This is a genomic window from Desulfovibrio desulfuricans (assembly GCF_024460775.1).
Lineage (GTDB): Bacteria > Desulfobacterota > Desulfovibrionia > Desulfovibrionales > Desulfovibrionaceae > Desulfovibrio > Desulfovibrio desulfuricans_E.
This window is the reverse complement of the sequence record NZ_JANFYZ010000017.1, coordinates 1-14,627: the sequence shown is the minus strand read 5'-3', so window position 1 is coordinate 14,627 and position 14,627 is coordinate 1. Positions and strand designations below refer to the sequence as shown.

At 58.9% G+C, this 14,627-nt stretch carries 12 protein-coding genes; 9 read left to right on the top strand and 3 right to left on the bottom strand.

Going from position 1 to position 14,627, the window contains the following annotated elements; translation table 11 throughout:
* The first annotated feature begins 6 nt into the window (after positions 1 to 6).
* A complete protein-coding gene (locus tag NE637_RS13870) occupies positions 7 to 1,227 on the top strand; it encodes a calcium:cation antiporter family protein (protein WP_192113389.1) in 1,221 nt (406 codons plus the stop codon).
* 103 nt (positions 1,228 to 1,330) lie between these two features.
* Positions 1,331 to 2,299 carry a DUF3298 and DUF4163 domain-containing protein gene (locus NE637_RS13865; RefSeq protein WP_227119244.1) on the top strand — a complete coding sequence of 323 codons (969 nt, stop codon included), beginning with the start codon at positions 1,331 to 1,333 and terminating at the stop codon, positions 2,297 to 2,299.
* A gap of 87 nt (positions 2,300 to 2,386) precedes the next feature.
* On the opposite strand, the gene uvrC is transcribed toward NE637_RS13865, so the two are convergent.
* Together uvrC and trpB are read right to left on the bottom strand one after the other, a co-directional pair.
* A complete protein-coding gene (gene uvrC, locus NE637_RS13860) occupies positions 2,387 to 4,276 on the bottom strand; it encodes an excinuclease ABC subunit UvrC (protein ID WP_192113387.1) in 1,890 nt (629 codons plus the stop codon).
* 135 nt (positions 4,277 to 4,411) lie between these two features.
* Entirely contained in the window at positions 4,412 to 5,623 is a 1,212-nt protein-coding gene (trpB, locus tag NE637_RS13855; protein WP_227119243.1) for a tryptophan synthase subunit beta, read from the bottom strand.
* A 399-nt stretch (positions 5,624 to 6,022) separates the two neighbouring features.
* On the opposite strand from trpB, the gene thyX reads away from it, so the two are divergent.
* Complete coding sequence (gene thyX / locus NE637_RS13850; RefSeq protein WP_192113385.1) at positions 6,023 to 6,817, top strand: FAD-dependent thymidylate synthase; 795 nt, start codon at positions 6,023 to 6,025, stop codon at positions 6,815 to 6,817.
* An 88-nt stretch (positions 6,818 to 6,905) separates the two neighbouring features.
* Here the strand turns inward: thyX and NE637_RS13845 are convergent, their stop codons facing one another.
* Positions 6,906 to 8,222, bottom strand: a complete 1,317-nt coding sequence (locus NE637_RS13845; protein WP_227119242.1) for an O-antigen ligase family protein — start codon at positions 8,220 to 8,222, stop codon at positions 6,906 to 6,908.
* A gap of 183 nt (positions 8,223 to 8,405) precedes the next feature.
* Here NE637_RS13845 and NE637_RS13840 point away from each other — a divergent pair, with 183 nt between their 5' ends.
* From NE637_RS13840 to NE637_RS13815, 6 genes are all read left to right on the top strand, one after another.
* A complete protein-coding gene (locus NE637_RS13840) occupies positions 8,406 to 9,089 on the top strand; it encodes an NYN domain-containing protein (RefSeq protein ID WP_192113383.1) in 684 nt (227 codons plus the stop codon).
* A 248-nt stretch (positions 9,090 to 9,337) separates the two neighbouring features.
* A complete protein-coding gene (locus NE637_RS13835; RefSeq protein WP_215648050.1) occupies positions 9,338 to 10,081 on the top strand; it encodes a basic amino acid ABC transporter substrate-binding protein in 744 nt (247 codons plus the stop codon).
* Positions 10,082 to 10,145: 64 nt separating this feature from the next.
* Positions 10,146 to 10,889, top strand: a complete 744-nt coding sequence (locus NE637_RS13830; RefSeq protein ID WP_227119241.1) for a basic amino acid ABC transporter substrate-binding protein — start codon at positions 10,146 to 10,148, stop codon at positions 10,887 to 10,889.
* A 173-nt stretch (positions 10,890 to 11,062) separates the two neighbouring features.
* Positions 11,063 to 11,863 carry an amino acid ABC transporter permease gene (locus NE637_RS13825; protein ID WP_192113380.1) on the top strand — a complete coding sequence of 267 codons (801 nt, stop codon included), beginning with the start codon at positions 11,063 to 11,065 and terminating at the stop codon, positions 11,861 to 11,863.
* Positions 11,850 to 12,596, top strand: a complete 747-nt coding sequence (locus tag NE637_RS13820; protein WP_022659603.1) for an amino acid ABC transporter ATP-binding protein — start codon at positions 11,850 to 11,852, stop codon at positions 12,594 to 12,596. The genes NE637_RS13825 and NE637_RS13820 overlap by 14 nt, the downstream gene beginning before the upstream one ends.
* A 24-nt stretch (positions 12,597 to 12,620) precedes the next feature.
* Positions 12,621 to 13,889 (top strand): MnmA/TRMU family protein, encoded by a 1,269-nt coding sequence (locus NE637_RS13815; RefSeq protein ID WP_306666376.1) that lies wholly within the window; start codon positions 12,621 to 12,623, stop codon positions 13,887 to 13,889.
* Positions 13,890 to 14,627 lie beyond the last annotated feature (738 nt).

The window sequence follows — 14,627 nt, the reverse complement described above, 5'->3', positions numbered from 1 at the left end:
AACAGCATGACCATTCGCGCACTGCGCCCCTACATCATTGCCGTGGGTATGACCCTGCCAGGCATTGGGCTGCGTTTTCTGCACCCTGACGTTTCGCCGCTTCTGGTGGCCCTGCTCTCGGGCATGGCCATTCTGGGCGCATCCTTTCTGCTCACCTGGGCGTGCGAAGTCGCCCAGATGGACATTCCTCAGGCTGTAGCCGTGGCTGTTGTGGCTTTTATCGCCGTGCTGCCCGAATACGCCGTGGACATGTACTTTACCTGGATGGCGGGCCAGCACCCCGAGAGCGCCTACTCCCACTACGCCATTGCCAACATGACCGGGGCCAACAGGCTGCTCATCGGCGTGGGCTGGTCGTCCATTGTGCTTGTTTTTGCCAGACGGTTTCATACGGGAGTTTCCCTGCCGGACGACAAACGCACAGACGTGCTCTTTCTCGGGCTGGCAACCATTTACGCCCTGTTTATTCCGCTCAAGGGTTCGCTGACCTGGGTTGACGGCGTAGTGCTGCTGGGCATCTACATCTGGTACATCTGCATTATCGCCCGCAGACCCGTGGAAGAGGAAGAACCCGAAGGCCCCGCAGCCCTGCTGGCCCACTTTGCCAAAAAGGTACGCCTGCGCAGCGTTATTCTTATTTTCCTTTTTTCGGCGCTGGTCATTCTGTGCAATGCCGAACCCTTCAGCGAAAGCCTGGTTGCCAGCGGAAAACTGCTGGGCATCAACGAATTTTTGCTGGTGCAGTGGCTTGCGCCTCTTGCCTCGGAGTCGCCCGAATTCATCATTGCCCTCATGTTTGCCGCACGGGGCAATGCTTCGCTGGCCCTGGGCAGCCTGCTTTCGTCCAAGCTCAACCAGTGGACCCTGCTTGTGGGCATGATCCCCGGCGTCTACGCCGCGTCATCCGGCTCGCTTTCGCCTTCCATAAACCTTGACACTCACCAGTTTCAGGAAATACTACTGACCGCCGGGCAGTCCCTTTTTGCCGTGGCCCTGCTGGTGGATCTGCGCCTGCATGTACGCGAGGCCCTGTGGCTTTTCATCCTGTTTGCAGCCCAGTTGCTCTCGCCGCTCTATGACACCCAGGTTGAAGCCCTGCTGGGGCTTGCGCACGATCCTTTACGCCTGCACTATTTCTTTGCGCAGGTGTATCTGGTGCTGGCGGCAGTGCTGCTGCTCAGAAACTGGCGCGGCCTTCTGCGCCTGCGTGAAGGATTCAAGGTTTAAAGCTATTGTATTTACCGCCCGCATGTGTTCCTCTGCCAGCACATGCGGGCTTTGCCGCAAAACCCCGTCGGCCAGACTTTTCTGGCCGCTACAATGGATGAATATGCCCCGCTTAGTCTTTTTTCTGCTTCTGCTTTTGCCGCTGCTGGCATGCGCGCAAGCCGCCCTTGCCGCCCGTCTGCCCGAAGTGCAGGCAGCGGGATCACTTAAAGCTGAAACTCCAGCTCAGGGCATGAAAGTAATACCGGCCCGCAAGGATTCCGCGGGCGCGCCTCCCACTTCGCTGGCCGCTGCCGACCCCAATGCGGGCGCAGGCCAGCCCCCTCAGCACCAGACCAATGCGGACAAAGCCCCCCCTGCCTCGGCAGATGTCGCGCCAGCGCCGGAAGCCGTGGAAAAAGCCGACGAAAAGACTGCGGCAGCCATTATTTCCGGTTCTCGCCGCCCTGGCATCATTGAACACCAGATCGTGCGCACCAACCGGGAAGACAAGCCGGATATCAATCTCAGCTATCCCTCGCTGGGTATTCGCGCAGTGGACGCCAATATCCGCGAATGGGCCACGGGCATTGCCAACGCCTTTGAAGAAACCTTCAATTCGCCCGGTCTGTACCCGGATGAAAACCGCCCGGTTCCCGAACTGTGGTGTTCCTACTCTCTAAGCCATCCTTCAGACAAGGCGCTGAGCATCACCTTTGAAGTCTGGACCTACACGGGCGGCGCACAGGGCAATCTGGACATCATGACCCTGAACTACAGCCTGCTGACAGGCCAGCGCCTTGGGCTGGTGGATATTTTTGAAGATCCGGACGCGGCCCTTGCCATCATGTCCGCATGGTCGCGCAGGGAACTTTTCCAGCGCCTCGGCGGCATGCGTCAGGAGCAGTACCTGCGCACAGGCCTTAATCCCGTGCCGGAAAACTTCGCCAGCCTGACCCTGACGCCCTCGGGCATACGCATAAACTTTCAGCCCTATCAGGTGGCCCCCGGCATGGCTGGCGCGCAGAAGGTGGAAATCCCCATTGAAGAACTCCAGCCTGCGCACCCCCTGATGCTGCTCTGGGGCAAATAAGGCCCCTCGCCGCAGCGCGCTCATATATGCAAAAAGCCCCTTTCGGGGCTTTTTTTGTGAGCAGTCGTCAGTGACGCACGGCGGCAATCAGTCCAGACCGCGCAGCTTTTCGCGCAGCAGAGCGGCCTTGGCGGGGCCGATGCCGGGAATCTTGCACAAATCCTCCACCCCTGCGGCCCGCATGGCCTCAACGCTGCCAAAGTTGTCCCACAACAAACGCGCCGTGGCAGGGCCTATACCCGGCAAGCGCATCAGCTCGCCAGACAGTGCTGCTCCCTGCCGCGCCCTGCGGTGTCGGCCAATGGCAAAACGGTGGGTGTTGTCGCGCACGTTCTGCAAAAACAGCAGTTCCGGGCCGCCCTCGCGCAGGGGCAGCGGATTTGCGCGGTTGGGCACAAAAATTCTGTCAGCCACATTGCCAGCGCGACGGTCGGCATGCCCCTCTTCATCCCTGGCCTTGGCAATGGCCGCAAGGGCGAAAAGGTCTTCCTGCCCTGCCTCGCGCAGGGCGCGCTGCACGGAGCCGAGCTGCCCGCGCCCGCCGTCTATGAGCAGCAAATCCGGCCACGGCGGGCCGCTCTCAAGCCTGCGCGCCACCCAGGCATACAGGGTGGCGTAGTCATCCCCGCTGTCGGGCATGGCATAGGCCCGGTACTGCGAACGTTCGGGCTTGCCGTCCTCAAAAACAACCATGCCCACGCGGGTCTGTTGCCCGCCGGTGTGGGACACGTCCACGCATTCAATGCGCATGGGCGGGCCGGGCAGGTGCAAAGCTTTTGCCAGACGCTCCAGAATATTCTGATCAGTTTTCTGTTCCTGACGGCGGGCTTCCTCCCGCGCGTTGGACTGCGCAAGGTCTATGAGCTGGTTGTCGCCCGCATTTTGCGGCGGCACAATGCGCACGGCTCCGCCCCGGCGATCGGCAAGAGTCTGCTCCAGAGTCTCGCGGGTTGATGCGCCGCTTTCGGCTGCCTGCCCGGTTTCGGCTGCCGCCTTCTCGCCCTCTTCCCCCTGCTCCTCTTCCTGATCGGCGGGGATCCATGGCAGCAGGATGCGCGGGGGCGGCGTGGCCTGGCTGTAATACTGCCCCATGAACGACCACAAAAGCTCCGGCGCGTCTTCAAAAGTCAGGCCCGACCAGTAAAAAGCCCGTCCGTCCGTCACGGCCCCGTTGCGCACAAAGATAAGCCCCAGCGCCAGCCCCTTGTCCGCAGAAAACAGGCCCACCACGTCCATGTCGCCGCCGCCGGGCAGCACGGCGGCCTGCCGTTCAACCGTGCTTTCCACAGCGCGGATCTGGTCGCGCAGGCTGGCGGCCCTTTCAAATTCCAGTTCTTCGGCGGCCTGTTCCATGGCGGCGCGCAGCCCGCCAAGCAGCTCGGCAGAGCGCCCCTGGAGCAGATCCGTCACCTTGCGCACGTTTTCGTTGTATTCCTGCGATGTCACCATGCCCATGCAGGGCGCCGGGCATTGCCCCATAAAATGATACAGGCAGGGGCGCACACGGTTTTTCATGGCCTTGTCGGTGCAGCGCCGCAGGGCAAAGGCGCGGTGGATGAGCTTCCACGTTTCGCGCGCCGCCAGAGCAGACGTGAACGGGCCGAAATAGCGCGCGCCGTCCCGCCGCGCCTGCCGCACGATTTCCAGCCGGGGAAAGGGATGCTTGGGATTGATGCGAAAAAGCACGTACTGCTTGTCGTCGCGCAGCACGATGTTGTAGTGCGGCCTGTGCTTTTTGATGCAACTGGCTTCCAGCAGCAGGGCCTCTTTTTCCGTGGTCGTGGTCAGGTACTCGATGCTCTCGGCATGCGAAAGCATGGCCCGCGTTTTGGCGGGCAGGCCTTCTGGCCGAAAATAGGAGAGCACCCGGCGGCGCAGCACGCGCGCCTTGCCCACATAGATAATGCGGCCCTTGGCGTCCTTGTATAGGTAAACGCCGGGAGTAAGGGGAATGCTGGATGATTCGGGCTTCTGCATGACAAAAGAATGGTGAGTTAAAGAAAAAAAGCAAGTGCGGGGGAAAAAGCCAAAAGGCTTCCATCCCCCGCGCTCCTCCTGAAAAACTGGCGGGCGCTTGCTCGCGCAGCCGCCAGAGCAATTTAAAGAATTGCCCTAAATCAGACCCTTCTGCATCATTTCGGCCACCTGGGCCACGTCCTTGTCGCCACGGCCAGAGAGGTTCACCAGCAAGATACCGTCCACAGGCATGGCGGGGGCCATCTTCATGGCATGGGCCAGCGCGTGGGAAGATTCCAGCGCCGGGATGATGCCTTCATGCCGCGAAAGGGCAAAAAATGCGTCCAGGGCTTCCCTGTCCGTCACGCTGACGTATTCGGCGCGGCCCATATCCTTGAGCAGGGCATGCTCCGGCCCCACAGAGGGATAATCAAGCCCGGCAGAGATGGAATACACTTCGCCCGCCTCGCCCGCAGGATCCTTAATCATGTAGGAGTTGAAACCGTGCATGACGCCGGGTTCGCCCAGGCAGAGGGATGCGGCATGTTCGCCGTAGCTGTTGCCGCGACCGCCAGGTTCCACGCCCAAAAGGCGCACGTCCGCATCGTCAAGAAAGCCCGCGAACAGGCCAATGGCGTTGGAACCGCCGCCCACGCAACCAAGGCAGGCATCGGGCAGGCGGCCAGTTTCGGCCAGCATCTGGGCTCGGGCCTCGCGCCCCACCACGGACTGAAAAACGCGCACCATATAGGGGTATGGATGGGGGCCAACGGCAGAGCCGAGCACATAGAACATTTCCGGATCTTCAATCCACATGCCCAGAGCTTCGTCCACGGCTTCCTTGAGGGTGCGCTGACCACTCTTGGCAGCCACCACGCGCGAGCCGAGCATCTCCATGCGGATGACATTGAGGTGCTGGCGTTCAATATCCACTTCACCCATGCAGATGGTGCATTCCAGCCCCATCAGGGCCGCTGTGGCCGCTGTGGCGACACCGTGCTGGCCTGCGCCGGTTTCCGCAATAACGCGCTTTTTGCCCATGCGCTTTGCCAGCAGGCACTGCCCAAGAGTATTGTTGATCTTGTGCGCGCCCAGATGGTTGAGGTCTTCGCGCTTGAGCCATATCTGCGCGCCGCCAAGGTGACGGCTCAGGTTGGCGCAGTGGAATACCGGATTGGGCCGCCCCGTGTAGTGGGAGCAAAGATAATCCAGCTCTTTCTGGAAGGACCGATCCGCCTCGGCGGCCTTCATGGCTTCAGCCACTTCGTCCAGACGTGCCTTGAGAGGCTCGGGTACGAACTGCCCGCCATAGGCCCCAAAAAAGCCCTTGCTGTCAGGAATGCCGTAAGGGGCGGAATGCTGGCTCATGCGATCTCCTTCTTCATGCTGGGTTTCTGCAAATATCTGCGGCCTGCGCTGGTTTCAGCCTATGAAAGGGCATCCGGCGGCGGCATCTCAAAAAACTCCGTCACTCTGGCGTGTTGCCCGCGCCATGTCAAGATGCCGCCCCAAATACCCGCTCAGGGCGGGCCTTTTTCGGTTTATCCGCGCTTTGCGCGGCGCGGCCCGCAACCTTGCCCGCAGAGGTGCTTTGCCCTATAGTCTGCCTCTGTTTACAGACCTGAGAGCAGCTAACCCATGAAATGCGTTAACTGCTCTGCAAGGATTTTCCTGAAAATCCTTGCCACGAAATGAACGCAGGCAGGCTTTGCCTGCCGTAAGCGGGCATTTCAAGTGTCAAATGCTCTAGATGTGAGGCGGAGATCCATGCTTGACGAAAAATACACTGGCAACGGCAAGGTTGTGCTGCTGGCAGGCGGCGGAAAAATCTACACGGATATCGCCGCCCGATTTGTGCGCAGCGAGCGCGATCTGGAAGAAATTGTGGCCTCGCCCTACTCGCGCCAGATCGTGCAGAATATTCTCGATTCCGGCCACCGGGCCGCGCTTGAATTCGACTTTTTTCTCTTTGGCGTTGAGGGTTATTCGCGCGTTACCGAAACCCAGCTTGTGCGCAAGCGGCTGGCCTCGTACCTCATAAAATCCGGACGGGCGGAACTGGGCGGCAAACGCCGTTATTCCGTGGTGTATCCGCGCAGCGTGGCCGAATTTTCCGCGCAGGTGACCCTGCCCGACGGGCACACGGCAACCCTCAGCGGGCACGATCTGGCTGACATTTCACGGCAGTGGTATGATGCTGGCCTTGACGCGGGCCTGCCAGAAGAAGATTTGCGCTACCTGAAGCCTCAGGCCACGGAATTCAAGGCCATCATCGGCATGAATGCCCACGCCCTGCTCGACTGGTTTGCCATCCGCTGCTGCCGCAATGCCCAGCACGAAATACGGCATCTGGCGTGGCAGATGCTGCGCCTTTGCCGCAAGGCCGCGCCCGACCTCTTTGCCGGTGCAGGCCCAAGCTGCGTGCAGATGGGCTATTGTCCTGAAAACAAGCGCCAGCACGCCCGGTGCGTGGGCCGCGTGCTCACCAAGGAGCAGGCGCTCGAAATGCTGCGCTCTCATGGCGGGCAGCAGACCAGCGCGGAAGACTTTACCGATCAGTAAGGCTTCCCCACAAGGATTGTAAAAAAGTTTTGCGGTTACGCGCATCCTGTGCGCGTAACCGCATTATCTTTTGCTCGTATGCGGTTGTTTAAAAAAATGTTTTGCTCACCGCTGCGGCTTCATCCTGACGCGCCTGCTCGGCCAGGTCTTCGGGTGCGGCATCCTGCCCGTTGACCACAGCCCCGATCATGACCCCAAGGTGGCTCATGGCAAGCCCCAGCCACCAGATGCGGTAAAAATCATGCCCAAAGATGCCGTTGACCAGCCAGCCGCCAAAACCGATCCAGAACCAGGCGGTCATACGCCAGTAGTTGCTGGGGCTTTTGCTTTCAAGCTCTGCCAGCAGGCGCGGGCGTATACGCTTGTAGCCCCACCATATGAAGCCCAGCAGAAAAATCATGCCCAGCACAAAGCCAACAATACCATGCGCGTACAGCATATCCAGATAAAGGTTGTGCGGATGGCTGATGGTGATAACGTCTTTTTCAGGCGTAAGGCCGAGCGCGCGGAAGGCCTCATTATAACGGCCCGCACCGGCTCCCAGCCAGGGATGCTCGCAAAACACCTGCCATGCCAGATGCCACAGGCTCCAGCGGCCATCGCTCTCCACCGCACCCAGCCCGGCCCGCCCCTGTAGCACGAGCACAGCCAGCAGAATGCCCAGCGAGCCCACGGCCAGTTTGAAGCGTCCACGGCCTCCGCGCAGCAGAACCCACAAACCAAAGGAAACAGCCACGGCCAGCGCGCCGCTACGGCTGCTTGCGCCAATCAGCAAAAAAAACGCGGGCCAGAGCGTTGCAAACCACAGCAGGGCCGAAGCCGCAGGCGAGAGGGCACGGCGCAGGATAAACCAGAGGGAAAAGGCAGGAATGAGCGCCAGGGCTATGTAGTTGCCCACAGTATAATCGCCGAGGCTCCCCGTGAGCCTGCCCGCATTAAGGGCGTAGCCCATGATGAAATCCGTGCCGGTCAGCGCCTGATGCAGGCCATCCAGCCCTTCCCAGAAGCAGGCCAGCACGCAGGCCCACACAAGGCGGCGCAGGTCTTTTTCGCTCCGCACGCATTCCATGCCGATGAACGGCAGAATAAAACCCTTGTTAATGCCTGTGCCCGCGTGAAGAAGCGAAGTCCATATGTTCTCTGAAAAAAACACGCCAATGCCGATCATGCCCCACAGGCAATAAAAAAGCGGGCGCGCATCAAGCCTGTGCAAAACGCTTTCTGTCCAGTTGTAGCGATAAAAGAGCAACAGAAAAATAAAGCAGATGACTGGCAAGACCTCACGCGCGCCGTACCCTATGGGAAAGGAGGCCAGCGAAATCCAGAACGACCAGAAAAGGCAACGGCTCCACTGCACATCAGACGGATTGCGCAGTGCGCAAAGCAGGCGCTCCCGTACGTGCAAACCCCGTTTTTTTGCTTCATTAAATATATTCAGCACAGCTCATGCGCCCTTTGTTTGGATACAGATTATGGCGCAAGATGTATCCGTTGGCGGGCATAAATTCAAGTAGCAGTAAAGTCCTTGCATTAGGGAAACAGGCAAAATATACTTTTGCGATAAATTATTTCACCATTGAGGTATAATATGGCCAGATTTACCGGTTTTGACGAAGTATTCAGTGCACTTTACGTTGACTTCGACAATATTTACACCCGCTTTCTTGAAATTGACCCCGAGGCGGCCAGGGCCTTTGGCTCTGTTCCATACCGGTGGGTGCGCTGGATTGAAAACCATGCGCTGCGCATTCTTTACGGCGAAGGCGTGCGCCGCCGCATCCTCAAGCGCATGTGCTACCTGAACCCCCAACGCTATCAGGAATACCGTAACCCCTTCATCCGCAGCGCATTTCAGGTGGTGGACTGCCCGCCGCTGACCACCCGCGGCAAGACCAGCACCGATATCCATCTGGTGATGGACTGCATGGACGACCTCTCCCACTCCACCCACTTTGACGAATTCATCATTCTTTCCGGCGATGCGGACTTTACCCCCCTGCTCATCCGCTTGCAGGAACATGCCCGCCGCACCTTGGTGCTTTCTGTGGGCTATTCTTCACCCGCGTACACGGCTGCGGCATCCTGGCGCATCCGCGAAGACTGGTTTTTGCAGCAGGCCCTGCGCGACGAGCGCGCCGATGAAGTGGACGACCAGCCCATTGCTGTAGTGCCCACACCCCCCATTGCCCGCACCGCGCACGCAGCGCCTTCCGCCCCCGAAAAAAACCCTGACGACGAAGACGAAGGCCCAGCCCCCGGAAATGCGTGGTAAATACCCGCAAACTGTCGCCCCAACGGCCCGAAGCGCTTGACGCCGGGAGCCGCCAACGCTAAAAAGTGAGACGCTCTTTTCTGGTTGGTAGCCCGCTCTACTGGTGCACCCCGCGCTTACCGGCGAACCACGGACCGCCGCAGCCTGTAGCCGTTTTCAGTGATTACGGCCACATGATTACGGCGCAGGCGTCCCCCATGACGCATACAGCGGCGGGCCTGAATCATGAAACCTGGTTAGGAGGTCCTATGTTTCGCCGTGTTATTCTTGCCCTGATTACCCTTGCCCTGCTCTGCGGGCCGGCGGCTGCCGCCGAAAAATTCATTGTGGCCAGCGACTGCACATGGCCCCCCATGGAAATGCTGGACGCCAACAAGCAGCCTGAAGGCTTCTCCACTGACTACCTCCGCGCCATGGGCAAAGCCGCAGGCTTTGAGGTTGAAGTGCGCAACATCGCGTGGGACGGCATTTTTGGCGGTGTGGCCACCGGACAGTACGACATCGTGGCTTCCTCGGTGACCATTACCCCCGAGCGTGAAAAGCAGTTTGACTTCTCCGCTCCTTACTATGAAGTAGTTCAGGCCGTGGTGCTGCCCGCTGGCAAGAGCATCAAGACCCTGGCCGACCTCAAGGGCAAGAAGGTCGGCGGCCAGATCGGCACCACCGGCATCTTTGTTATGCGCAAGGCCAATGTCAACGCGGATATCAAGGAATATGACGATGTGGGCCTGGCCATTCAGGATCTCGTGGGCGGCCGTCTTGACGCCGTTATCTGCGATGATCCGGTTGCCATGTACTATGTGAACAAAAAGCCTGACACCGCCGGCAAGCTGAACATTTCGTTCAAGGCCGACGAAAAGGAATACTATGGCTTCACCGTCCGCAAGGGCCGCAAAGACCTGGTGGAAAAGCTGAACAAGGGCATTGCCGCTGTGAAGGCTTCTGGCGAAGACCGCAAAATTGCTGAAAAGTGGCTTGGTAAATCCAACTAACGTTCCGTTTTCGCGGGGCGTTCGGGCTTGTCCTGGGCGCCCCGCCGTATTTTAAGGAGTGGACATGATCCGTCGTCTGTTGCTGGCCCTGGTTGCCGTTTCCCTTTTGTGCGGCCAGGCCATGGCTGCTGAAAAATTCATTGTGGCCACCGACTGCACCTGGCCCCCCATGGAAATGCTGGACGCCAACAAGCAGCCCATTGGCTTTGATGTGGACTTCATCACTGCCGTTGGCAAGGCCGCCGGTTTTGAGGTTGATGTGCGCAACATCGCCTGGGACGGCATTTTCGGCGGCGTAGCCACCGGACAGTACGACATCGTGGCTGCCGCCACCACTATCACCGAAGAACGCCAGAAGCAGTTTGACTTCTCTGATCCTTATTATGAAGTTGCCCAGGCCGTAGTGCTGCCCGCTGGCAAGAGCATCAAGAGCCTGGCTGACCTCAAGGGCAAGAAGGTCGGCGGCCAGATCGGCACCACCGGCGTGTTTGTTATCCGCAAGGCTGGCGTGACTGTTGACCTCAAGGAATACGACGATGTGGGCCTTGCCATTCAGGACATGCTGGGCGGCCGCCTTGACGCCGTTATCTGCGATGATCCGGTTGCGCTCTACTACGTCAACAAAAAGGCCGACACCGCCGGCAAGCTGAACATTTCCTTCAAGACAGAAGAAAAGGAATACTACGGCTTTACCGTGCGCAAGGGCCGCAAGGACCTGGTGGAAAAGCTGAACAAGGGCATCAAGGACGTGAAAGCCTCCGGCGTGGAAGCCCAGTTGCTCCAGAAGTGGATGGGCGCTTCCAAGTAATTTGCCTTTTTTCGTGATATTTTGGTGGCTTCCGGACTTTTGTCCGGAAGCCATTGCATAAACCAGGGCAATGCCTTACACCACAGGGCCAGCCCGTTATAACCCGCGGCATCCCGGCACGGCCCAGCCGTTGCCTGCCGCCAGCCTCAAACGCCTTGTCATGAAGGACTGCGATGCACGATAAAAAAGATGGAAGCAAAGGCAACATCATTATGGTCACGGATGGCGCGTCCATCCCCGACCCGCGTGAATGGCGCCTGATAAACGCATGGTCTATCGCCCTTGTGGGCGCGCTCGGCACCCTGTTCACGCTCTGCACGCTCTGGCCCGAGCCATACCTGCGCATTCTGCTTTACCTGCCGGACGGCATACTGATCACATTCAAGATCACCATGCTTTCCATCTGCTGTGCAGTGCCGCTTGGCTTGCTCACAGGTCTTGGTCGCATTTCAGACAACCGCCTCATAAATCTCATCGCTTCCACCTATGTGGAAGTGATACGCGGCATCCCCCTGCTGGTGCAGATTTTTTACATCTACTACGCCCTCTCGCGCTTTGTGCAGGTGAGCGGCGTCACCTCTGCGGTGGTTGCCATCAGTTTTTGCTACGGCGCCTACATGGGCGAAGTGTTCCGTGCGGGCATCACGGCCATCAACAAGGGCCAGACAGAAGCCGCGCGTTCACTGGGCTTCAACCGCTATCAGACCATGCGCCTTGTGGTGCTGCCCCAGGCCATGCGCACCATTCTGCCCCCCGTGGGCAACGAATGCATCGCCATGCTCAAGGATACCTCGCTTGTATCCATCATGGCAGTGCCGGACATCATGCAACGCGCGCGCAGCTTTGTGGGCACCACCTACCTGTATTTTGAGACCTACACCATGGTGGCAATCATTTATCTCATTATCACCCTTGTGCTCTCCAAGGCTGTGAGCATCATGGAATCCAGGCTGAACTACTATGACGGAAAATAGCGCCGCCCCCATTATCTCCATCAATCACGTCTGGAAGTACTTTGGTTCGCTGCCTGCCTTGCAGGATGTGAGCCTGGATATCGCACCCGGCGAACGTGTGGTTATTATCGGCCCTTCCGGCTCCGGCAAGTCTACCCTGTTGCGTTCCATCAACAGGCTGGAACAGATCGACCAGGGCAGCATCATTGTTCAGGGGCAGGATATCCAGAGCGATGAGAACAACATCAACGAGATGCGCCAGAATCTGGGCATGGTTTTTCAGCAGTTCAATCTTTTCCCGCACAAGACGGTACTGGAAAACCTCACTCTTGCCCCGCGCCACCTGCGCAAGCTCTCGCGCGAGGAGGCTGACGCCCGCGCCCTGGGTCTTCTCAAAAAGGTCGGCATCAGCGACAAGGCCAATGTGTACCCTGCCATGCTTTCGGGTGGGCAGCAGCAGCGTGTTGCCATTGCGCGCGCCCTGGCCATGCAGCCCTCCATCATGCTCTTTGATGAACCCACATCAGCTCTTGACCCCGAAATGGTGGGCGAAGTGCTGGACGTTATGGTGAAGCTGGCAGAAGAAGGCATGACAATGGTTTGCGTAACCCACGAAATGGGCTTTGCGCGCACGGTCGCCGACCGCCTCATCTTTATGGATCAGGGCCAGATTGTGGAAATGGGCAAGCCTGAAATGCTTTTCACTGCCCCCCGCCATCCGCGCCTGCGGCAGTTCCTGAATCAGATTCTGTAGTACGCTTTTGGGCAGGAGGGGCCTTTGCCCGCAAGGGTTCCCTCCTGTCATGCCTCCCCCACTCCCTCTTTCCCGCCATCCCTTATGTGCTGCGTCAACAGCTACGCCCTCCACGGCGACAACAACAAGGGAGTGACCAAGCCCATGAACGCCCCTCATATATATAGCCCTACTGTAGCCGTTGCCGTGAGCGGCGGCGTGGACAGCCTGTGCGCAGTGGTTATGCTGCACAACGCGGGCTTTCGCGTTTTGGCCCTGCACGGTCTTTTTTTGCCGGACGGCCCAACCGTTGCCCCCGCAGGGCTGGCCGAAGCCTGCGCCACTCTTGGGGTTCCCCTGCATGTGGCCGACCTGCGCGAGGCCTTTCAACGCGAAGTGCTGACCCCCTTTGCCGCAGCCTATGCGCAGGGGCGCACACCCAACCCCTGCTCATACTGCAACCGAGCCATAAAGTTTGGCGTGCTGCTCGACACCGCCCTGGCTCTCGGTGCGGACAAACTTGCCACAGGACATTATGCCCGCCTTGTTCCCGGCCCGGGTTCGCCAGCAACTGCGGGCGAAGATGAAACTTCCGAAACCTATCCCCTGCTTGCCGCCGCTGCGGATGCCGCCAAGGATCAGAGCTATTTTCTCAGCCTTGTGCCGCGTCAACGGCTGAGCCACGCCCTGTTTCCGCTTTACGGGCAGAACAAGGAGCAAACCCGCGCCATTGTGGCGGCAGCCGGGCTGGCAGTTCCCCTGCCGTCCGAGAGCCAGGACATCTGTTTTGCCCCGCCCGTAGCGCAGGCTGGCGTGTCTGCCGCCGAGGCCTACCGTCCATTTCTGGAGCGGCACTGGCAGGCGGCGGGCACCATCGCACCGGGGCCGGGGCCAGTGCTATTGCAGGACGCTGCGGGCAACAGGCGCGAAATAGCCCGACACAAAGGGCTGTGGCGCTATACGGAGGGGCAGCGCAAGGGCCTTGGCATTGCCCATACTGAGCCGCTTTTTGTGCTGACCAAGGATAGCGCGACCAACAGCCTTGTGGTTGGGCCGCGTGCTTTGCTGGGCATACGCACCTGCGTGACAGGGCCAGCCAATATCGCATTGCCGCCGCATCTTTGGCCTGACAGGTTGCTTGTACGGCTGCGGCATCGGCAGCGCCCCTGCCCCGCGAGTGTGCAGGTAGAGGATGCGTGTCTGCGCATTATGCTGGCTGAACCGCAGTTTCCTACGGCTCCCGGACAAGTGGCAGCGGTTTATGACGAAGAAGGCCGCGTGCTGGCTGCGGGAGTGGTTGAAGAGATGGCGTAGGAATATAAAACCGCACCCTAGGGATATAGGGGAGCCTGTCAGGCTGATTTACGCAAACCCGACTTTTCTGACCTGACTGCGTCAAAATCCAGTTTTTAATGCTCACGTACACAAGTACGCTGCGCTTAGAAACTGGATTTTTCCTTGTCAGGCCGCAAAAACCGTATTTTGCAAATTCGCCCAACACTAACCATCGCCTCCGCTACGCTCCGGCGAGTCTAAGGAAGGCGACTTCACGACCAGCTTCTGATGACGAGGAATATCTTTACAACTCGCGAGGTGTTCGTCTGATTATGGTTAAATGGGGCACAGATTTACCGAAAGTAAAGTAAAAGTGAAGAAAGCGCTTCTTTTGTTATCTGGACTATGCATGGTCATCCAAAGAGCTTTTTTTCGTCTACGTATTTCAAAAAACAGTGGACAAAAAGTTATAGACCTAACAGTTCCGTGATCACCGAACGCCCACAAGTTAATAAAAATGATACAAAGCCAGCATCTGAACCAGTAACTGTATTAATGGTATCCGGCTGAAACGGAAAATCATCCAAAGCAAAAGCGGGCTATGGCATTTACGCGGCGCGGAGGGAGATCACCTGAACGAGTGCAGCGAGTGAAGGAAGCTCCCGCAGCTATGGCCGCGTTGCCCTCGCATTTTTGTGGAAGCTGATAACCTCAGGGGGTGCTCCGGGGGGAGTGCAGAGGGGGCCGAGGAGGGGCGCAGCCCCTAACAGGCCCCCT

Coding starts and splice junctions, on each gene's coding strand:
- thyX (WP_192113385.1), top strand. CDS start 6,023: ATGCTTGACGAAAAATACACTGGCAACGGCAAGGTTGTGCTGCTGGCA.
- uvrC (WP_192113387.1), bottom strand. CDS start 4,276: ATGCAGAAGCCCGAATCATCCAGCATTCCCCTTACTCCCGGCGTTTAC.
- NE637_RS13825 (WP_192113380.1), top strand. CDS start 11,063: ATGCACGATAAAAAAGATGGAAGCAAAGGCAACATCATTATGGTCACG.
- NE637_RS13830 (WP_227119241.1), top strand. CDS start 10,146: ATGATCCGTCGTCTGTTGCTGGCCCTGGTTGCCGTTTCCCTTTTGTGC.
- NE637_RS13865 (WP_227119244.1), top strand. CDS start 1,331: ATGCCCCGCTTAGTCTTTTTTCTGCTTCTGCTTTTGCCGCTGCTGGCA.
- NE637_RS13820 (WP_022659603.1), top strand. CDS start 11,850: ATGACGGAAAATAGCGCCGCCCCCATTATCTCCATCAATCACGTCTGG.
- NE637_RS13840 (WP_192113383.1), top strand. CDS start 8,406: ATGGCCAGATTTACCGGTTTTGACGAAGTATTCAGTGCACTTTACGTT.
- NE637_RS13870 (WP_192113389.1), top strand. CDS start 7: ATGACCATTCGCGCACTGCGCCCCTACATCATTGCCGTGGGTATGACC.
- trpB (WP_227119243.1), bottom strand. CDS start 5,623: ATGAGCCAGCATTCCGCCCCTTACGGCATTCCTGACAGCAAGGGCTTT.
- NE637_RS13835 (WP_215648050.1), top strand. CDS start 9,338: ATGTTTCGCCGTGTTATTCTTGCCCTGATTACCCTTGCCCTGCTCTGC.